At 70.9% G+C, this 19,455-nt stretch carries 19 protein-coding genes and 1 pseudogene; 9 read left to right on the forward strand and 11 right to left on the reverse strand.

Going from position 1 to position 19,455, the window contains the following annotated elements:
* Window positions 1–137 precede the first annotated feature (137 nt).
* Window positions 138–506: a Tn3 family transposase gene (locus tag E0504_RS54495; RefSeq protein ID WP_116430197.1), complete on the reverse strand. Its 369-nt coding sequence runs from the start codon at window positions 504–506 to the stop codon at window positions 138–140.
* On the opposite strand from E0504_RS54495, the gene E0504_RS34980 reads away from it, so the two are divergent.
* Window positions 410–880, forward strand: a complete 471-nt coding sequence (locus tag E0504_RS34980) for a DUF3995 domain-containing protein (protein WP_241832011.1) — start codon at window positions 410–412, stop codon at window positions 878–880. The genes E0504_RS54495 and E0504_RS34980 overlap by 97 nt on opposite strands.
* A 62-nt stretch (window positions 881–942) precedes the next feature.
* Here the strand turns inward: E0504_RS34980 and E0504_RS34985 are convergent.
* Together E0504_RS34985 and E0504_RS34990 are read right to left on the reverse strand one after the other, a co-directional pair.
* A pseudogene (locus E0504_RS34985) lies at window positions 943–1,693 on the reverse strand (nucleotidyltransferase domain-containing protein).
* A 99-nt stretch (window positions 1,694–1,792) separates the two neighbouring features.
* Window positions 1,793–2,572 carry a sporulation protein gene (locus E0504_RS34990; protein WP_071066817.1) on the reverse strand — a complete coding sequence of 260 codons (780 nt, stop codon included), beginning with the start codon at window positions 2,570–2,572 and terminating at the stop codon, window positions 1,793–1,795.
* Window positions 2,573–2,907: 335 nt separating this feature from the next.
* Between E0504_RS34990 and fdhD the strand changes: the two genes are divergently transcribed.
* Both fdhD and E0504_RS35000 read left to right on the forward strand, forming a co-directional pair.
* Window positions 2,908–3,768 carry a formate dehydrogenase accessory sulfurtransferase FdhD gene (gene fdhD, locus E0504_RS34995; RefSeq protein ID WP_020459906.1) on the forward strand — a complete coding sequence of 287 codons (861 nt, stop codon included), beginning with the start codon at window positions 2,908–2,910 and terminating at the stop codon, window positions 3,766–3,768.
* A 94-nt stretch (window positions 3,769–3,862) separates the two neighbouring features.
* Window positions 3,863–4,435 carry a hypothetical protein gene (locus tag E0504_RS35000; protein WP_112105400.1) on the forward strand — a complete coding sequence of 191 codons (573 nt, stop codon included), beginning with the start codon at window positions 3,863–3,865 and terminating at the stop codon, window positions 4,433–4,435.
* 64 nt (window positions 4,436–4,499) lie between these two features.
* Here the strand turns inward: E0504_RS35000 and E0504_RS35005 are convergent, their stop codons facing one another.
* Window positions 4,500–5,534: an aldo/keto reductase gene (locus E0504_RS35005; RefSeq protein ID WP_112105401.1), complete on the reverse strand. Its 1,035-nt coding sequence runs from the start codon at window positions 5,532–5,534 to the stop codon at window positions 4,500–4,502.
* A 686-nt stretch (window positions 5,535–6,220) separates the two neighbouring features.
* Between E0504_RS35005 and E0504_RS35010 the strand changes: the two genes are divergently transcribed.
* The 3 genes from E0504_RS35010 to E0504_RS35020 all read left to right on the forward strand — a co-directional run bounded on the left by E0504_RS35010 (window position 6,221) and on the right by E0504_RS35020 (window position 9,648).
* Entirely contained in the window at window positions 6,221–7,825 is a 1,605-nt protein-coding gene (locus E0504_RS35010; RefSeq protein ID WP_131626659.1) for a TerD family protein, read from the forward strand.
* 96 nt (window positions 7,826–7,921) lie between these two features.
* A complete protein-coding gene (locus tag E0504_RS35015; RefSeq protein WP_071066821.1) occupies window positions 7,922–8,599 on the forward strand; it encodes an AIM24 family protein in 678 nt (225 codons plus the stop codon).
* Window positions 8,600–8,628: 29 nt separating this feature from the next.
* Window positions 8,629–9,648, forward strand: coding sequence for an AIM24 family protein (locus E0504_RS35020; RefSeq protein WP_112108449.1), 1,020 nt, complete (start codon window positions 8,629–8,631; stop codon window positions 9,646–9,648).
* Between the two features lie 53 nt (window positions 9,649–9,701).
* Here E0504_RS35020 and E0504_RS35025 read toward each other — a convergent pair whose 3' ends face one another.
* The 5 genes from E0504_RS35025 to E0504_RS35045 form a co-directional block, all read right to left on the reverse strand.
* Window positions 9,702–10,589 carry a DMT family transporter gene (locus E0504_RS35025; RefSeq protein ID WP_112108451.1) on the reverse strand — a complete coding sequence of 296 codons (888 nt, stop codon included), beginning with the start codon at window positions 10,587–10,589 and terminating at the stop codon, window positions 9,702–9,704.
* Between the two features lie 297 nt (window positions 10,590–10,886).
* Window positions 10,887–11,750: a PfkB family carbohydrate kinase gene (locus tag E0504_RS35030; RefSeq protein ID WP_160144339.1), complete on the reverse strand. Its 864-nt coding sequence runs from the start codon at window positions 11,748–11,750 to the stop codon at window positions 10,887–10,889.
* Complete coding sequence (locus E0504_RS35035) at window positions 11,744–13,054, reverse strand: TIR domain-containing protein (RefSeq protein ID WP_131626660.1); 1,311 nt, start codon at window positions 13,052–13,054, stop codon at window positions 11,744–11,746. Before E0504_RS35035 ends, E0504_RS35030 begins: the two co-directional genes overlap by 7 nt.
* 305 nt (window positions 13,055–13,359) lie before the next feature.
* The gene (locus tag E0504_RS35040) at window positions 13,360–14,118 is read right to left on the reverse strand and encodes an ABC transporter permease (RefSeq protein WP_235014677.1); all 759 of its coding nucleotides are present in this window, start codon (window positions 14,116–14,118) and stop codon (window positions 13,360–13,362) included.
* The gene (locus E0504_RS35045; RefSeq protein WP_112108450.1) at window positions 14,118–15,101 is read right to left on the reverse strand and encodes an ATP-binding cassette domain-containing protein; all 984 of its coding nucleotides are present in this window, start codon (window positions 15,099–15,101) and stop codon (window positions 14,118–14,120) included. The genes E0504_RS35040 and E0504_RS35045 overlap by 1 nt, the downstream gene beginning before the upstream one ends.
* Window positions 15,102–15,183: 82 nt before the next feature.
* Between E0504_RS35045 and E0504_RS35050 the strand changes: the two genes are divergently transcribed.
* Both E0504_RS35050 and E0504_RS35055 read left to right on the forward strand, forming a co-directional pair.
* The gene (locus E0504_RS35050) at window positions 15,184–15,888 is read left to right on the forward strand and encodes a TetR/AcrR family transcriptional regulator (protein ID WP_112108445.1); all 705 of its coding nucleotides are present in this window, start codon (window positions 15,184–15,186) and stop codon (window positions 15,886–15,888) included.
* 187 nt (window positions 15,889–16,075) lie between these two features.
* Entirely contained in the window at window positions 16,076–16,540 is a 465-nt protein-coding gene (locus E0504_RS35055) for a flavodoxin family protein (RefSeq protein WP_112108444.1), read from the forward strand.
* A gap of 137 nt (window positions 16,541–16,677) precedes the next feature.
* On the opposite strand, the gene E0504_RS51495 is transcribed toward E0504_RS35055, so the two are convergent.
* Together E0504_RS51495 and E0504_RS35070 are read right to left on the reverse strand one after the other, a co-directional pair.
* Entirely contained in the window at window positions 16,678–17,373 is a 696-nt protein-coding gene (locus E0504_RS51495) for a hypothetical protein (RefSeq protein WP_207974636.1), read from the reverse strand.
* Window positions 17,374–17,546: 173 nt separating this feature from the next.
* Window positions 17,547–18,521 (reverse strand): LLM class flavin-dependent oxidoreductase, encoded by a 975-nt coding sequence (locus tag E0504_RS35070; RefSeq protein WP_131626663.1) that lies wholly within the window; start codon window positions 18,519–18,521, stop codon window positions 17,547–17,549.
* Between the two features lie 84 nt (window positions 18,522–18,605).
* Here E0504_RS35070 and E0504_RS35075 point away from each other — a divergent pair, with 84 nt between their 5' ends.
* Complete coding sequence (locus E0504_RS35075; protein WP_112108441.1) at window positions 18,606–19,385, forward strand: helix-turn-helix domain-containing protein; 780 nt, start codon at window positions 18,606–18,608, stop codon at window positions 19,383–19,385.
* Window positions 19,386–19,455 lie beyond the last annotated feature (70 nt).

Raw genomic sequence — 19,455 nt, forward strand, 5'->3', positions numbered from 1 at the left:
GGGCGAATGCCGGTGGCCGCCTACGCGTCCTCCGTTTCCTGGTCGCCAGCCGGGTCGTGGAACGGCCGCAGCCCGCCGGCGGTGTCGGCGCTGGCCCAGCGTCCGCACTGCTCAGCGGGCATAGAGTGATTCTTCGGTTAGGGACTGGTCGGTGGCATCCACCGGAGTGCGTGGGCCTCACCGAAGCGGCGGATGTGCGCGGTCAGGTACGGCGAGATGTGGGCGAGATCTTCGGGGGCGATGACGTGGCCCTCCTCCTGGAGCTGGCGCACGATCTCGGCGATGTCCAGGGCATTGTGGAAGATGGCCGCGTTGGCGGCCAGGGCGTTGAACTTCGCGGTCTTCTCGTGCTCACCGACAACGACCCCGGCCAGGTGGCCGGGAGCCGTGACCGTGCCAGACTGCGGGCGTGAGCATCGCGGCGGTGAGTCGGTGGACGGGCGCGGCGGGCCTGGCGGGAGCCGGGGTCCTCCACGCGGCCTGGGGCGCCGGGTCGAGCTGGCCACTGGCCGACCGGGCGGCGCTCGCCGACGCCGTCGTCGGCCGGCCGGCCGTGCCCGGCGCCGGTCAGTGTTTCGCCGTCGCGGGTGCGCTGGTCGCGGCGGCCGCCGTCGTCGCGCACCCGCCCCGCCGCATACCGCGCCTGGACGCCCCGCACCGCGCCGGCGTGACCGGCGTCGCCGTGGTGCTCGCGAGCCGTGGGCTGCTGGGAGCGGCCGGCCGGACCGACCTGGTCTCCCGGGGCTCCGTCTCCGACCGGTTCCGCCGGCTGGACCGACGCTTCTACTCGCCGCTGTGCCTGGGCCTGGCGGGCCTGTCCGCCGCCGGCGTCCTGCTCGACCGCGCGGACGCCGCCCAGGACGCGGCGCCGGCCGGCTAGGAGCTCGTCCGCGTTGCTGGTCGGAACAAGGCTCCCGGGTAGCTGCGACGGGGCCCCGTCGGTTACCGCAGCATCGAGCTCCCGAAGGCGCGCACGGCGTTCACGGCCCCGGCGAGGGCGACGGGATCGATGGTCAGGCCGGCGATGATGCCGTCCACCTCGCGTATCCCGGCGCGGTCCAGCAACTGCTTCTCGTTGGTGACCCATTCGCCGCGCGCGGCGAGGATCGCGTGCGCGTACTCCGACGCGGCGACCGCGAGCAGACCCGCACACTGGGCCGAGCGCCCATACGGTACGTGGTTGCGCTCGGCATACCCGAGGGTCAGCGCCGCCCGGCCGGACCAGACCGGCGGTGCCGAGCGGCGCAGCGCCTCGGGATAGGCCGGCCTGGGCAGCGATCCGAACAGCACCCGGTTGACCGCGAGTTCGCCGACCACGAGACAGCTGGGGATGCCGGCCAGATGGAACATCAGCGGCTCGATGCGGAACTCACCGCATTCGGCCCTCGTGAGCTGCTCCTCCACGACGGCGAGATCACGGTAGTGGACGTCCACGGATCGGCCGGCGATGGTCAGCCACGCGCCGCCGTTGAACACACCACCGCCCCAGCCGCCGACCTCCGATACCGCACCCTCGTGACCGAGGTCTCGGAGCGTGCGGGTCGAAGCGGTCGCGGTAGTAGATCGCGAAGTCCCAGTCGCTGTTCGCTCGCTGGGTTGCCTGGGCGCGCGAGCCACCGAGCGCCACCGCCTCGACGGCGGGCAGGCCGATCAGCTCCCGGGCCACTTCGTCGAGGAAACGATCATCGTTCATGGTGCTCACCCCGTGTGGTGACCGGCCCAGTCCGGCAGACGCCGGCCGGGACCCGGCCGGCATCCGGCACGGCCCGGTCGGCACCAGACCGTGGCCCGGTCAGAACCAGCCGCGGCGCGCGCCGAGGGCCTGCAGCTGCTGGTGCAGCGCGCCGGCGAGCTGGTGGCGGTCGGTGTCGTGGTGGCCGACCCGGAACCGGCTGAGCTGGTCGCCGCCGGAGGAGAGCAGCCCGCCGCGGCGGTCCGCCTCCAGGACGACGTCCATCCCGTTGCCGTCGACGAGGAAGGTGACCTCCAGCTCCTTGATCCGCCGGGCGTACTCGCCGGACGGCTTGAGCTCGATCTCCTGGTAGAAGGGTAGGTCGGAGCCCTGCAGGCGGCCCTTCTCGACGTCCGCGGTGTGGAAGTGGAAGCCCAGGTCGCCGAGCGCGGCGAGCACCGCCTCCTGCACGGGCAGCGGGTGCACCGACACCGGGTCCAGGTCACCCGGGTCCAGCGCGCCGGGGATCGACAGCGTCGTCCGCACGCCGATCTTCATCCCGCGCAGGTGCCAGCCGGCGACGTCCGTGATCGGCGTCTGCCACGGCACCGGCAGCTCGAAGCGCCCGGACTGCTCCTGCCCGGGCTGGATGACGAAGCCGCCGCCGATCTGCTGCGTACCGAAGGTCACCTGCTCGTACCAGGTGGAGTCGTCGGTCTCGACCTCGACCGTCGCCTCCAGCGCGACGAGCACCTTCTCGATCTCCTGCTCGACCTTGCCACCCTTGATGGTGGTCAGTCCGGTCACCACTGCGCCGGGCAGTGCGTCCGGACGGTCCAGCACGGTCTCCACCTCGGCGGCGCCGACCCCGAGCCGCGACATGAACCGCTTCATTCCCATCCCTCTTCAACCCTTTCGTTCGAGAGTCCCGATCGTCCCGTGGCGGGCAGTGACGATCCCACAGCCCCACACTCCGCCCCATAGCTGTAGCAGGTGCACGCCGCCCCGCCGCCTCGCGTCGCCGAACAGACACCCCTGCCGCGCCCCGGACGTCCCCCGTCCCACAAACGTCACCTGGCCCGGAATGGCGGGCTCTGGCTGACGGTGGATGGTTTTCCGGTCGGGTGTCCCGACGCGCTCGGTCCGTCCTGATGCGATCGCCGAGGATGCCGTGAACGTGGCGTCGAAGGCTCGACATGATGGATTTCTCGTCCCTCCTGGGGGACCGTGTCGCTATGGGGCGAGCAAGCGCGCGACGCCGGGTCATGCGGGTGACTCTGGGGGCGGAGCCGACGCTTCGGCCCGACACCGTCGTCGGGGAGGAACCGCTCGAGATCCGGGTCGGCGGCCAGCCCCTGGCGGTCACCATGCGGACCCCGGGCGACGACATGGACCTCGCCGTGGGCTTCCTGATCGGGGAGGGCCTGATCGCGACCGCCGCGGACGTCGCGGGCATGCGCTACTGCGCCGGCAGCGAGGGCGCCGTCGACGGCGAGGGCCGGCTGACCTACAACGTGCTGGACGTGACCCTCGCCCCCGGCGTGCCCGAGCCGGAGGTCGACCTGCGGCGGAACTTCTACACCACGAGCTCGTGCGGGGTGTGCGGGCGGGCGAGCATCGACGCCGTGCGGCTGCGCGGGCGGTACGAGATCCGCGACGACCCGCTGCGCATCACCGCCGAGGTGCTCGTCGACCTGCCGGGACGGCTGCGCCGCGCGCAGCGGCTGTTCGCGACGACCGGCGGCCTGCACGCCGCCGCCCTCGCCGACGCCGACGGCGAGGTGCTGGCGGTGCGCGAGGACGTCGGCCGGCACAACGCGGTCGACAAGGTCGTCGGGTGGGCGGCGCGGGCGGGGATGGTGCCACTGCGGGGGCTGGTGCTGCTGGTCAGCGGCCGGGCGTCGTTCGAGCTGGTGCAGAAGGCGCTGCTGGCCGGGATCCCGGTGCTCGCCGCGGTGTCGGCGCCGTCGGCGCTCGCCGTCGACCTGGCGGAGGAGTCCGGGATGACGCTTGCCGGGTTCGTCCGCGGGTCGTCGATGAACCTCTACGCCGGGACGCACCGGGTGATCCTGCCGGCGGTCGCCGCGGCCCGGTGAGATCCCGTCCCGGGATGGGATCTGGGCATGTCGGAAGCGGACGAAGGGGACGAGGTCGCCGGGCCGTCCGAAGCACCGGATAGCATCCTCAACCGTGACCTGCATCGTCGGTGTGGAGCACGACGGACGGGTCGTGATCGGGGGAGACAGCGCCGGCGTAGCCGGCTGGTCGATCACGGTCCGGGCGGATACGAAGGTCTTCCGCAACGGCGAGTTCGTCATGGGCTTCACGGACTCGTTCCGGATGGGGCAGCTGCTTCGGTACAGCCTCGTCCCGCCCGTGCCGCACAGCTGGGACCTCGACCGCTTCATGGCGACCGAGTTCGTCTCGGTCGTCCGTGACTGCCTGCGCGACGGCGGTTTCGCCCGCAACGACGCCGGCAACGAGTCGGGTGGGCTGTTCCTCGTGGGTATCCGGGGGCAGCTGTACCGGATCGACTCCGACTACCAGATCGGCCGCACCCTCGACAACTACGACGCGGCGGGCTGCGGCGAGGAGTACGCGCGCGGGTCGCTGCACAGCACGGTGGGGGAGGAGCCCGAGGAACGGGTCCGCAAGGCCCTGGAGGCCGCCGCCCACCACTCGACCGGGGTCTGCCCGCCGTTCCACATCCTCTCCGACGACGCTCACGACCCCGGCGAGCACGGCGGTCAGCCACTCATGTAACCCGGTGCCGGCCCGCTCACAGCCGCGATTGCCTGAGCCGCGGCTCAGGCAATCGCGGCTGTGGTCAGGGGCGGCGCATCCGCTCCGCCGCGACGGCCGCCCACGAGGCGGGGCCGGTCAGCGGCTGGAAGTTCTCCGCGGCCGAGGTCAGCGCGTCGTACTCGGCGTCGGTCAGCTCGATGTCGGCGGCCGCCGCGTTGCTCTCCACCTGGGCCACGCTCGACGCCCCCGGGATCGCGACCACCGACGGATGGTGGATCACCCACGCCAGCGCGATCTGTGACGCGCTGGCGCCGTGCGCCGCTCCGACCTCGCGCAGCGTGTCCAGCAGGGGCGTCAGCCGGGCCAGGTTCTCGGTGAGAAACAGCGGGTTCGCCATCCGCACGGCGCCGGTGGGCCGGCTAGTGACGTCGTAGCGCCCGGAGAGCAGGCCCTGCGCCAGCGGGCTGTAGGCGATGATCAGGCGTCCTTCCCGGCGGGCGTACGGCAGCAGGTCACGCTCCGGCTCGCGGCGCACCAGGCTGTACTGGACCTGGTTGGACAGGACGCGGTCACCGAGCGCGGCCTCGGCGGCGCGCCAGCGCTCGAGCGAGTAGTTGCTGACCCCGACCTCGTCGACGAGGCCGACCCGGCGCAGCGCGGCCATCCCGCGCATCGTCGTGCCGTCCCGGACGACGGGGTTGGGCTGGTGCACCTGGTACAGGTCGATCGTGCGCACGCCGAGCCGGTTGGCGCTGCCGACCGCGCGCTGCTCGACGACCGGGGCCAGTGGCAGCACCGGGAAGATCTTGGTGGCGACGAACGCCTCCTCGGGTGCCACGGCCGTCTCGACGATCGACTTGTCGGTTCCCGGGTGCACCCCGTCGCCAGGGGCGGCCGCCAGCGCCTGGCCGAGAATGCGTTCGCTGCGCCCGAAGGCGTACATCTCGGCCGTGTCGAACAGCGTCACGCCGAGTTCCAGGGCGCGCCGGACGATCAGGGCCGCGTCGGTCTGTGCGTAGGCGGAGCCGTAGCCCCACTCCCGCGAGCCGAACTGCCAGGTCCCGAGCCCGATCTTGGAGATCTTCTTCGTGGTGGAGACGCCTGCCGCGTAGCGCATGAGAACAGTCAACGCCAGGTGCGCACCCGGGGCGAGGGCGGAGTCCGTTGTGTCATGGGGCGTGATGGGCGCCGGTGGGGTCGGATGCGCAGCCGTGGCAGGCCCGTCCTCGGCGGCTGGCCGGCAGGACGAGCCGCTCGCGCAGCTCCTGTCCTGGTATTCGGCTCTGCCCTCTCGCCGTTTGGTTTCTTCCTCGCCGTTTCGGGGGTCGATGTCGGCTGATTCCAGCCTGATAGGGCGAGAAGGTCAGCAAAGGGCAAGTAGGCCGCCTGATGCAATGGGCGTTTTGTCTAATAGATGACAGTATGTCCCGGACTGCTGTGGTCGGAGGTCGCTGTGGTCATCGGGGTTGGGGATCGCCGGCCCGGTGGCCGTACCCCCGGTGGCCGTACCCCCACGGCGCCACGGCGCGACGGCGCCACGGCGCGACGGCGCCACGGCGCGACGGCGCCACGGCGCGACGGCGCGACGGCGGCACGGCCGGCCGTCAGGCCCGGGGCGTGGAGGCGGAGGCGGTGGCGCGCTGTGTGTCCGCGGTCCGACAGCGCTCCGGGAACGGACAGGTTCTGCCGGGGGCCGTCCGGGCTGCTAGTTTTCCGGACAGTCCGGTTCGTGCGGGTGCGGTCGGGCCACGCGCGCGACGCTCGCGCGCCGATTCAGCCGGCACGCTGACGGGAGGGAGCGCGGTGGCAACGCAGTTCAGTCGAGGGCAGAAGTCCCAACTGTCGGCGATCACCGCTGGCACCGATCTGTACATCGGGATCCAGATCAACGCGCCGGGCGAGTGGGACGTGTCCTGTTTCGGGCTGGACGGTGCCGGCCGGCTCTCGGACGACCGGTACTTCGTCTTCTTCAACCAGCCGAACTCGCCGGAGTCCTCGATCCAGCTGCTCGGCGCCCAGTCCGGTGACAGCCAGTCGTTCCGGGTGACGCTCGACAAGGTCCCCGACGCGATCCAGAAGCTGTCGTTCTGCGCGGCGCTCGACGGCCCGGGCAGCGCCGCGCAGATCACGTCCGGATACCTGCGCATCGTGGCCGGTGGTACGGAGGTGCTCCGTTACGCGTTCACCGGCGCGGACTTCTCCGACGAGCGCGCGGTCATGATCGGCGACGTCTACCGCAAGGGTGTCTGGCGCGTGGCCGCGGTCGGCCAGGGGTTCCGGGGCGGGCTGGCGGAGCTGATCCGCAGCTTCGGCGGCGAAGTGGCCGACGAGCCCGAGCCGACCCCCGCGCCCGCCGGCCCGCCGCCGGGCGGCGTACCCGGGTTCGGCGCCCCGCCCGCCCCCGCTTTCGACCAGCAGAAGCCACCTGCCGCCCCGGGCTTCGGTGCCCCGCCCGGGGGACCGCCCCCGCCGGCGCCGGCTCATCCCGGCCAGGGCTACGGCCAGCCGCAGCCGGCGTACGGCCAGCCGCAGCCGGCGTACGGCCAGCCGCAGCCGGCGTACGGCCAGGCTGGCGGCGTGCAGCAGGGCTACGGCCAGCCGCCGCCCCCGCCGGCGATGCCCGGCGCCCAGGGGTTCGGCGCGCCCGGCCAACCGGCGCCGGGCCACCCGATGCCCGGCCAGCAGCCACCCGGTCAGCCGATGCCGGGCGGGTTCGGGCCCACGGAGGTCCTGCCGTCGCAGGCTCGCCCCGTCCAGCCCGGTGCCATGAACAGCCTCAACCCGTACCGCGAGGTGCCGACCGCGGGGCGCTGGACCCAGCAGAACAGCAAGCTGGTCAAGGTCACCCTGGGCCCGGAGGCGCTGGCGCTGCGCGGTTCGATGGTCGCCTACCAGGGCAACATCGAGTTCGACTACAAGAGCGGCGGGATCCGCGGGCTGATCGAGGAGAAGCTCACCGGCCAGGGCCTCAAGCTCATGACGTGCAAGGGCGACGGCGAGGTCTTCCTTGCCCAGGACGCCGCCGACCTGCACATCGTCGAGCTCGGCAACCAGTCGCTGTGCATCAACTCGAAGAACCTGCTGGCGATGGACGCCACCGTGCGCTCGGAGGTCCGACGCATCGAGAGCCCCGGCATCCCCGGCGGCGGCTTCTTCCACTTCGAGGTCTCCGGGCCCGGGTCGGTCGTCGTGATGACCAAGGGCACGCCGATGACCCTCAACGTCGCCGGTCCCACGTTCGCCGACATGAACGCACTGGTGGCGTGGACGTCCGGCATGCGGGTGAGCGTGTCCACCCAGGTCCGCATCTCCCGCCAGATCTACGCGGGAGCCAGCGGCGAGTCGTTCGCGTTGCAGTTCATGGGGTTCGCCGGCCACTTCGTCGTCGTCCAGCCGTATGAGGTCTGACCCCATGAGGTCGCAGCTGCGCGCCGGGATGGCTGAGATGCGCGCCGGGGCGATCCCGGGCGTTCCCGCGGGTGCGCGGGAAGAGGGGAGCAGGCCGTGCAGGGCAGCCTGATGAACAACTACGGCCCGACTCCGATCATGGACCGGATGAGCAGGCACGGGTCCAAGATCGCCAAGGTGGTCATGCAGCCGGGCCAGGACCTGTTCGCCCGGGTCGGCTCGATGATCGCCTACGAGGGCCTGATCGACTTCAACCCGCAGCCGCCGCAGCTCGGGCGGATCGCGTCCTCCTGGGCCACGGGCGAGGGCGTCCCGCTGATGACCGCGACCGGTCAGGGGCTGCTCTACCTGGCCGACTACGGCAAGGAGGTCATCGTCGCCCAGCTCGCCGGCGAGGGCCTGTCCATCAACGGCAAGAACGTCCTGGCCTTCGACGCGAACCTGCAGTGGGGGATCGAGCGGGTCAAGGGCGTGAACATGCTCTCCGGCATGGGCATGTTCAACGTCGTGGTCCGCGGCCACGGCTGGGTGGCGCTGACGGCCAAGGGCAACCCGATCATGCTGGACACCCGGGAGGCGCCGACGTTCGTCGACACCGACGCCCTCGTCGCCTATACCGACGGCCTGCGGGTCGAGCCGAGGCGCACCGCCCGGCTCGGCGGGCTGATCGGGCGCGGTTCGGGTGAGGCGTTCCAGCTCGGCTTCTCCGGCCAGGGCTTCGTCGTGGTGCAGCCGAGCGAGGACGAGCGGCCCTCGTTCTCGGCACGCGGCTGATCCGCCGGCGTGGGTGAGAGGATCTGATCATGACGCACGGCGGGATGTACGGCGGCCAGCCCGGCGGGATGCCCCCTGGCGGGTTTCCGCCCGGACCCGGTCCCGGCATGCCCGGAGGGATGCCTCCGGGTGGGATGCCCCCCGGGGGGATGCCGCCAGGAGGCCCCGGTGGGCCGGCGGGAGGGATCCGCAGCAGCCTGCTCGGCAACCCCGAGGTCACCAGCGGCGAGCGGTTCGCCCTGCAGAACGGCAAGATGCTCAAGGCGACCCTCGGCGCCCAGGGGATGCGCGAGTTCTACGCCCGGCGCGGCGCCATGGTCGCCTACCAGGGCGCCGCGACCTTCGACGCCCGCTGGGAGGGCTGGGGCTCCCGGTTCCGCAGCTTCTTCAGCGGCGGCGAGGGCCTGAACCTGATGAACGTCGCCGGCTCCGGCACGGTCTACCTCGCCAACCAGGCCCAGGACATCCACATCCTCGACCTGGCGGGTGACGGCCTGACCGTGGACGGCAAGAACGTGCTCGCGTTCGACGCCGGCCTGAACTGGGATCTCGTCCGTGTCGACAGCCAGGTGGGCATCGCCGGCGTCGGCGGTTACCAGATCGAGCTGCGCGGCAACGGCCAGGCCGTCGTGTGCACCTCGGGCGCCCCGCTGGTGATGCGTGTGACCACCCAGAACTACTACTTCGCGGACGCCGACGCCGTCGTCGGCTGGTCGTCGAGCCTGCAGGTCTCGATGCAGGCCGCGGTCACCTCCAGCGCGGCCTGGAAGCCGCGGGGCAACACCGGGGAGAGCTGGCAGCTCCAGTTCTCCGGCGAGGGCTATGTGATCGTCCAGCCCTGCGAGCTGCTGCCGCCCTACAACGCGCTCGCCGGCTCCGGCCTGGCCGGGCAGTTCGGGCTGGGCCAGGGCGGGTTCGCCGGCAACCAGCTCGGCGGGCACGGCGGCGGCCACGGCGGCCACGGCGGGGGCCCGGGCGGGTTCGGTGGCGGCGGCCCCGGTGGGCTCGGCGGCTTCGGCGGGCTGTTCGGAAACCAGGGCCGCCACTGACCGGACCGGGCTCGCGCCCCCGCCCGGCCCTCGCCCGGTGCCGGCCCGGCTGGTCAGGGCAACTGGCTGCTGGGGCGGGGCAGCGTCGGCGTGCGGGCCAGCAGCACGACCCCGGTGACGATCAGCGCGGCCCCCACGGTTACGCCGAGTAGCTGGAAGGTGGTGCTCGGCACCGGGGCGGCGTAGAGCAGCACCGCCAGCAGGCAGGAGATCATCGGGTTGGTGATGTTCATGGCGGTGAGCGCGGGGGCGAGCGGTCCGCTGGCGTAGGCGGCCTGCCCGAGGAGCAGGCTGGACAGCGTGGCCGCGGCGAGCCCGAAGCCACACCAGTCGGCCGCCGTCGCCACGAAGCCGTCCGTCACGAGCCGGTCCGCGGATTCCTTCATGAGGACGGCGGTCAGCGCGTAGACCATGCCCGCGGCCACCCCGAACAGCACGGCCCGGGCGGTGGGCGACCGTCCGAGAGACACCATGGTCAGCACCCCGGCGACGAGCACCATCGCCCCGATGGTGAGGAGCAGCCGTGGCCGGTCGACCCCGCCCGCCGCCGGCAGGTCGCCCCGGGCCGACAGCAGGGCGGCCAGCCCGGCGCAGATCCCCGCCGCACCCCACCAGGCCGTGGCGGACATCCGCCGGCCCGTGCCGATCAGGCCGAGCGGGAGCGCGAACAGCAGCTGGCAGACCATCAGCGGCTGCACCTCGGCCACCGACCCCAGGTGCAGCGCGGCGGCCTGCACGCAGAACCCGCTGATGTTCGCCGTCCAGCCCAGCACCCACAGCCTGTCCTGGACGAGCTCGGCCAGCAGCCCCACTCCGGGTACGGCGTGCGCGCTGTCGGCGCGCTTCGCGAAACTGCTCCGCCCGGCGGCGCGTTGCTGCAGGGCGGCGGACGAGGCGAACAGAAAGGACGCCAGCAGACTGACGGGGACGACGGCGGGCATGGTCACCCAACCAGGATGACTACCGGACAGACAAGATCACGGGATCGGAATTGTCACAGAACTGGAGCGAACCGCGCAGGACGGCCACCAGGCGGCCCGGGCCAACCCGCTGACCTCGGCGCATGCCCGGATCGGCGCGACCGGCCCCACCCCCGCCGGACCACCGAGCACCGAACACGACGCGCTGACGAAGACAACGGCATCCACCCAGGTGGGATCACTTCCATCGGCGCCCGCCGCCGTCCGCCTCGGCATGCCGAGGCGCGAGGGCGTGCCGGCGAAGTAATGGTGCGGTGTCTATATTTCCCGTGAGGCAGAAAAAGTCGCGGCGTCGGGGAGGCCGTCGTTCCCGAGCGCCGAACATTTCCGCGCCGCGGTCCAGGACGCGATACGGAAGGCTTCTTCCGTCGACGCTCCGGTCGCAATTGCCCAGGCGAAGGCGCCGTGGAAGGTGTCGCCTGCGCCACAGCTGTCGACCACCGTTACCGGATGGGAGTCGTACGAGTGTGCGCCGGAGGCGTCCAGGTAAATTCCGCCCAGTTCACCACGCGTTGCGGCAAGCACCGCCGGCTGAAAATCGGAGTAGACCTTGCGCATGCCGTCCTCGAGGCTCTCCTTGGGGTGCCTTGCGCTGAAGAACTTCTCCGGGGCGATGATGTAATCTACTCCAGAAAGAAACTCTTCGCTTGACTCCCGGTACGATCCTGTATCGATGATCACGGGTATTTCGAACTTGCGGCAGGAATCGATCGCGGCTCGGCTGAGCACCGGATCGGTACAGTCCAGCAGGGCCGCCGCCGCACCGCGGAGAGTATCGTCCACTGCATCGAGAAGCCGGTGGTTCACCCGTGGCTGAGGCGTCCAGATGATGGTGCGGCTGCCGCTGTCGTCGGCGACCATCACGCAGGAGTGCTGGCTCGGCTGGTCTTCGGGGAAAAGGGTCAGGCTCAGCGGTTCACGGCCGAACTCGGCTCGCAGGACGTCGGCATGCAGATCATTTCCGCACATCCCCAGAACGCGGACATCGCCGCCGAGGCGTCCGGCGGCGATCGCACTCCGTCCCGCTGGCCCGCCAGCGACGACACGGTGGGCCTTTGCCGCATTGGTGCTGCCCTCGACCGGGTGGCTCTCCAGCACGTACAGATAGTCGATCGTCACCATGCCGACCATGGCGATGACAGGCGACCTCGCTGGCTGAACCTGTGAAGAATCCACTCGCAACCCTCCTCGGCGGACGCGGGCACGCGCGCCTTCTTGATGTCCGCGGCCTCGGCCACCGCTCGCGTCCCCACGATCACGGCATGGTCGTGTCGGCGCAGCAGCGTCGCGGGAATCCCGGCCGTCTCCGGATAGTGGGCCATCTGGTGAATGATCCGTGCCTTGCTCCGGTCGAATCCGAGGAGCATGAGTCCCGGGGACTCGAGGGCCGTGCCGAGACCCACCGTGATCACGGAACGTGACGGCTGGTTCGGATCGATGTACTTCCTGCCCTGCTCGCTCAGCTCCACGATTCGACAGCCGTCGCTGACGATCTCTTCGGGGTCGGAGTACGAACCGACCTCGTAGCCGAGCACCTCGCCGGCAGGGGAGACCGACACGGCGTGCACTGCGGGTGGCCAGAGCCGCAGCACTCGTTGCGTCCGGAGGATGGGATCGTCGTCTGTGATCTGACCCGTCAAGAGATTCAGCTGACTCTCGCTCGGGCCCAGCCCTTTCTCGTTCAGTGGCTCGATCAAGGTCTCGACCACGTGGCGAGTGCGTGACGTGTAGTGGCGCTCGTGCACGCCGAAGGCCTCGGTGTCTGAAACGAGACGTGCGTCACCGAAAGGGCGTGGTGCGTAGTCTCCGGCTACTCGGAGCATCCCTCGGAAGAGCTGCGTGGCGGCTCTTCCGGTGGGCAGGACAAGGCTCCGGTCCGGCGATTCCTGTGCAATGCGAAAATAGCTGTGTGCGGCAGCGTCGGCCGCGACCCTTTCATTCTCGAAGGCGATGAACTCGGCCGGCCAGCCCTCGACCGGGGCCTCCGTCGCGGGCAGGGCCGTCCGATCGATCTCGTTCGGTTCCAGAACTCTGCCCGGCGAGACCGGGCTCTTGAGGTCCTGAACAAGCGTGTCAAGTGTGGTGTCGCGCTTGTCGAGCCAGTCGATCCACTGGGTCGCGTTCAGAAAGTATCCCAGTTTCTCGGGTTCGACCTTCTCGAGTCGCACCCAGTAGATCGGTATGCGCGCTTTGTCTGCGAGTAGTATTTCCCTCTTCACGTGCATACTCGAGTCGGCGGACGAACAGAACAGTAAGACGAGGGCAGTCGAGTTTTTGATGGCCCGTGAGATCTCGGCATCCCAGTCTGACCCTGGCGGGACGTCGCGGGGGGCGTACCAGGTAGTGATCGTGTGGCGGGCGAAGTAGGCGGCCAGATGCTGTACGACGGCCTTTTTGCTGCTGTGATAGCTGATGAAGACGGCCATGCGGACTCCGCCCCGTCGCGAAGATCAGAATCGGTGCTGCGACGTATGGTACCCGCACGTGCCGCGAAAGTGCCCGTATCTCGTCGGGATCCCGGTGCGTTCAACCGGGTCGGCGCCAAAATGGCCGTCCAGGCCCGTAGTCGATTGGATGGATCCGAGGGTGTACTGGTAAAATTCCGCGCCGGTCGCGTCCCGGCCGGGTCGAGTCCCGCAACGCGGCGAACGCGGCGTACGTCTGCGGCAGGCGGTGTTGCTCCGCCTCACGTCGGTACTGGCGCGTACGCCGCCGGGGACACATCTGGTTCCTAGACCGTAGCTGTGCGGAAGGTGCGGACCGCCCAGGTGAGCGTGAGCCAGGTGAGAGCGCCGACCACGAGGAAACCCTCGGCGACCGTCCGGTCTGACACGATCCCGGCGGACAGCAGGCGCGCGGCCTGGACCGTGTAGTAGAGCGGGTCGAGGTGAGCGAGGCCGCGCAGCCAACCGGGCGCGAGGGACAGCGGGAGCAGGATGCCGGACGGCAGGGTGAGCGGCAGCTGCAGCCCGGTGACCACGGCGGCGAGGCTGCCGATGTCGCGCAGGGTGACTCCGAGCGCGGCCGACCAGGCGGAAACGGTGGCCGTGAGCAGACACAGCAGGCAGAGCATCAGCGCCGTCCCACCGGCGTCGGGGTGGTAGCCGAACGGCACGGCGACGCCGATCACGATCAGTGCCGGTACGACGAACCGGACCGTGTCACGCAGGACGCTGCCCATCACCAGGGCGAAGCGACTCACCGGAGTGACGCGGAGGCGCTCGATCACGCCGGTCTGCAGCTCGGCGACGACGATCCAGCCGGCGCCCATGCCGGCGCCGAAGGCCATCAGGCAGAGGATTCCGGGGATGAAGACGGCGAGTACCCCGTCGCCGGCAAAGCCGGGGCCGCTGGCGAGTGGCCGCAGTACAGGCGCGAAGAAGGCGAGATAGAGCAGCGGCGTCATGAGGCCCATGAGGACCCAGACAGGTTCGCGCAGGGTTTCCAGGATCTTCCGCCACCACAGCAGTCGCAGCTCGCGGGCAAGCATCACGCCACCGACCTCGATTCGGTCGAGTGCTCGGCGCCGGCACCGGCGTCGCGCAGGGCGCGTCCGGTCCTGGCGAGGAAGACGTCGTCGAGGGAGGCTTCGGACAGCGAGAGCGTCTCCGGCGCGGTCCCGCGCGAGCGCAGGACGTCGAGCAGGAGCGGGAGCGTCCGGGTGCCGTCGACCACGGCGAGGCGGACCGTGTCGCCGTCGATGCGCGTCTCTTTGACGCAGCGCAGGTCGTTGAGTTCGGCCGCGAGCCGATCAAGCGGCACTGGCCCAGGCCTGAGCCTCAGCACGACTGTGTCGCCGGCGAGGCCCCGCTTCAGCTGCGCGGGGCTGCCTTCGGCGACGATCCGGCCGCCGTCGATGATCGCGATCCGGTCGGCGAGCTCGTCCGCTTCGTCGAGGTAGTGGGTGGTGACGAAGATCGTCGTGCCGGCGGCGCGCAGGGCGCGAAGCTGCTCCCAGAGGTTGGCGCGGTTCTGCGGATCGAGGCCGGTCGTGGGTTCGTCGAGGAAGAACAGCTCAGGGCGGTGCATGAGCCCGAGCGCGACCTCGAGCCGTCGCCGCTGCCCACCCGAGTAGGTGCCCACCCGCCGATCGACGAAGTCCGCCAGGGCGAACGTCTCGATCAGTTCGCCGGCCCGCCTGACGACCTCCGGCCGGCGCGCACCGTACAGCTGGCCCTGCAACAGGAGGTTCTCGCGGCCGGTGGCCGGCAGATCGGCCCCACCGACCTGACCGACGTACCCGATCCGGCGCCGTACCCCCGCGGGATCCTGCGCGACGTCGATGCCGGCGACGAGCGCCTGCCCGCCACCGATGGGCAGGAGCATCCTCAGCGTCGTCGTCTTGCCGGCACCGTTCGGACCGAGGAACGCGAACACCTCGCCCGCCGGCACGCGCAGGTCGACCCCGCGTACCGCGTCGACGGTCCGGCCGTGGGCGGGGAAGGACCTGCGCAACCCCCGAGTGATGACCATGTCGTCCACGGCGACATGGTCATCCAAAAAGATGGCACTGTCAATCATTCGAGTGATTATTGTCCTCGGCTAGGGTACGACCATGAGCGGGGCGCAGTCACCGGCCGGAGAGGGTGGACGTCCACCAGCGAAGCGTCCGCCTGCCGGAGGTCGCCGACGGGCGCCGGCCCGCGAAGAGCGCCAGCGCGACGCCGACCGTTCGCGGGAGCGCCTGCTGGCCGCCGCCCTGGACGAGTTCTCGGCGCGCGGGTGGGCCGGCGCCCGGGTGAACGCGATCGCCGCCCGCGCCGACCTGAACCCGCAGCTGATCACCTACTACTTCGGTGGCAAGGAGGGTCTCTACCGCGCGCTCCAGCAGCGGTGGCTCGAGCAGGAGGCCACGCTCACCGAGCCGCGATCCGGCCTCGCCGACCTCGTGGCCGCCTACCAGGAGGCGAGCTTCGCCGACCCCCGCATGACCCGCCTGCTGCTGTGGGCGGGCCTGGGTGAGCACGCCGACGCCGGGCAGCGACCGCCGGACCAGCCCGACGAGCGCGAGGACCTCAGCGACCTGGAGCGGCGCCAGGCCGAAGGCGAGATCGCGGCCGACCTCGACCCGGGCCTGCTCCAGCTCGCGCTCATGGGGGCCGGCGTGGTCCCGATCGCTCTTCCCCAGGTGGTCCGGCGCATCACCGGTCTCGACCCCGACGATCCCGGCTTCCAGGCCCGCTACAGCGAGCTGATGCAGCGGCTGGTCCGCCACCTCGCCGGCGATCCCGCCGCGTCGGTGGGGCCGGAGGCGACCTGATGCGTGAGGGTCGTCGGCGGACCGGTTGACGCGGCTGACCGACGGCTTGGCTCAGGCGCGGATCCGCCACCACGCCCCCGCCCGTCCTTCAGGGACTCCTCCAGATCGGCGAGCGCGTCCTGGACCCCGCCGCCCTCGCCGAGGTGCGCGCGGCCGGCCGCCGCTGCCGCCCCACCGGGGCCATAACATGGCCGCGATGCCGATGCTCCTGGTCGTCCACCACACCCCGTCACCGACGATGCAGGCGATGTTGGAGGCGGTGCTCGTCGGCGCCCGGGATGACGCGATCGAGGGTGTCGACGTCGTCGTCCGTCCGGCGCTGGCCGCGACAGCGGTCGACGTCCTCGCCGCCGACGGCTACCTGCTCGGCACGCCTGCCAACATCGGCTACATGTCGGGCGCGCTCAAGCACTTCTTCGACCAGATCTACTATCCGTGTCTGGACGCTACGGTGGGTCGTTCCTACGCCCTGTACGTGCACGGCAACAACGACACGACTGGTGCTGTCCGGGCGGTGGAGTCGATCGCGACCGGCCTCCGCTGGAAGCGGCTGCGCGACCCGGTCAGCGTCGTCGGCGACCTGGACGCCGCAGCCCGCGAGGCCTGCTGGGAACTCGGCGCGACGACGGCGGCCAGCCTGATGCCGGTTTGATCGGCACGGACCGGCTGCCCGCCCGGCCCGGCAGGGACCCGGCGATGGTCAGGACACCCGTTTCCGGCCGCCCTCGCCCGCCGGCCCGCCTGCGGCGGCCGGGCGTGACGCGCTGCGCTGTCGGTCGCGGCATCCGATCATGACGGCCATGAGGTGGTCCGAACGCGGATCACCGCCGTCGGACTGGCGATCCCGCCGACCTCGACGGTTACTCCATTCGACGTGTTCCTCTCGCCGTTGTGGCAGGTCAGCTGGGAAGACGCCGTCGTGCTCACGCTCAGGGTCGATGTGCAGCCGCCATCGGAGCGGAAATTTCCGCCATCGAGCGCGATGACCATGTGCACCGTGTCCTTCTCGATGAGGGTCACATGGATCTCGGTGGCGCCGGACGTTGCCGGGAGTGCGATGTCTGTCGGGGCCGTGACCTGGACCTCGCATTCACCGTCGGTACACGCGTTCAGATCCGTCCCGTCCTTCGCGACCGGCATTGTCGGTGATGCCGAGGTGGGTGACGGCGTGGACGGGCCGATCGAAGCAGGGGAGCGCGTCGGAGAAGGCGAGCGCGCCTGCGCTCCGTCGTCCGTGCCGTCCGAGGAGCACGCCGCCGACACGGCTGCCACCAGCAAGACCGCGAGGAAGCTGGAAGGACGAATATGTAGCTGCGTCTGCATTCGTTGATCTAACTGCAGGTATCGAGGTTCGCGTCGGCTGATAGCACGCGTCGCTCGAGGATTCCGGGGCGATGCCGCCGCCGGAGGGTTGTGGGCGGCGGCGTGTGGCCGCCCCGCGCGCCCGGTGCGGATCGCGACGCGGGCGGACTCGGACATCGACATCGCTGCCTACTTCGGCGGGCCGCAGCCACCGAACCTCCGCGCCGTCACCGACGACCTTTCCGTGCTGCGCCGCGAGGCAGACGCCGGCGACGAGCGCCGCGCGGACCCGATCTGGCTGCGTGGCGTCAAGTACACCTTCGTGACAGCGATCGAGTGTGAGGCCTCACGGACGGTCAGGACCCTCCCGGTGCGGACGCGTGATCCGCTGATGCCCGGAGGGCGGGGATCAGGGCGCCGATCCGCTCCAGCTGGTCGAACTGGGAGCGCAGGTCCAGAGCACCAAGGCGGGTGACGATGTGGCGTGCGCCGCCGGCGACGTACCGGTCCAAGCCCTCGAGGACCTGGTCGGCGGAGCCGGTGACCACCGCCTGGATCTTTTCCAGCTCCTCCAGCGGCATCCCGTAGGCGGCCCGCGCGTAGTCGTCCAGCGCCCGCCGGCCGCGCTCGACGTCGTCATCGATTCGTATCGAGACGAACAGCGCGGGTGTGATGTCCTCGGCGGCACGGCCGGCGTCGGCCGCCGCCGTGCGGATGTTCCGCAGCCCGGACGCGTAGTCGGCGGGGTCGGGCGGATAGGGCAGCCACCCGTCGTACGTCCGGCCGGTGCGGGCCAGCGCGGCCGGGGTCGCGCCGCCGAGCCAGATCGGCGGGCCGCCTGCCTGGAACGGCCTGGTCGCGGGCGGGATGCCGGTGAACCTGAGGATCTCGCCGTGGAAGGAGCCGGCACCGTTCCACAGCGCCCGCCACAACGCGACCGTCTCGTCCAGCCGGGCGAAGCGCCGTTCCCACGGGACCTCGGAAAGGGTGTAAAAGGGCCGTCCGAAACGGCCGGGGAAGCCCGAGCCCACCGTCACCGTGAGCCGGCCGCCGGACAGCAGGTCGATCGACGCCAAAGACTGCGCGGCCTGGATCGGCCTTCGCAGGAACGGCAGCAGCGCGCCCGTTCCCAGGGTCACGGTCTCGGTCGCCGGGGCGAGCGCGGCCAACATCGTCAGCGCCTCGATACGCGGGCTGATCAGCGAGTCATTGACGAAGAGCGAGGAGAAACCCAGGCGTTCGGCCCTGCGCCCGAACGCGACCAGCTCTCGAGGGTCCCCGTCCGCGCCCCACTGGGCGGCTCCGGTCGGAAGCAGTACACCGATGTCCATGGCAGTGATGCTTGTGACCGGGGCGGACAGCGACAATTCCCGATGAGGAATGGCGCGGGATGCCACTGCCGGTAGAACAGGTCCGTGGACTTCCCTCGCGCGCTACGCGAACGCCGTACCCGCCGGCATCTCAGCCAGCTCGACCTGGCGCTGCGGGCGGGCACCACCCAGCGGCACCTCAGCTTCATCGAGTCCGGCAGGTCCGTCCCCGGCCGGAACATGGTCGTACGCCTGGCCGAGTCACTCGAACTGCCGCTGCGGGAGCGCAATGAGCTGCTGTTGGCTGCCGGGTACGCGCCCGTCTACCCGCAGAGCCGGCTCGACGACCCGGCGTTGGCCCCTGTGCGCACCGCGATCGACCACATCGTCCGCGGGCACCTGCCGTACCCGGCGCTGGTCGTGGACCGTAACGGCGACATGGTCGCCGCGAACGACGCGTTCGATCTGATCACCGAGGGCGCGGCGCCTGAGCTGGTCGGTCCGGGCAAGAACATCTACCGCCTCGCGCTGCATCCCGAGGGCCTGGCGCCCCGCATCCGCAACTTCGCCGAATGGGCGCGCCACATCCTGGCGCGCCTCGGCCACGTGGCGGAGCTGCGCGCCGAACTTACGAGGTACGTCCCCGAGCTGGCGCCGTCCGACGGGCAGCTCGGTTTCGCCGTCCCGCTTCACCTGGGGTCATCGCGCGGTGAGCTGCGCCTGATGACGACCGTGACGACCTTCGCCACCGCCGTCGATGTGACCCTCGCCGAGCTGAAGTTGGAGGCGTTCCTGCCGGTCGACCCGGCGACGGCCAAGGCCCTCTCGGTCGCCGCCGGGGCGGTGTCTCCCGCGACTCCCGGTCAGGCTCCTGGGAACATGTAGCCGACCTTGCTCCGGCCGCCGTCGTCGAGCACAGCGAACTCCAGGCCGCCTCCCGCCACAGTCAGTGGAC

This window comes from Parafrankia sp. BMG5.11 (assembly GCF_004337455.1).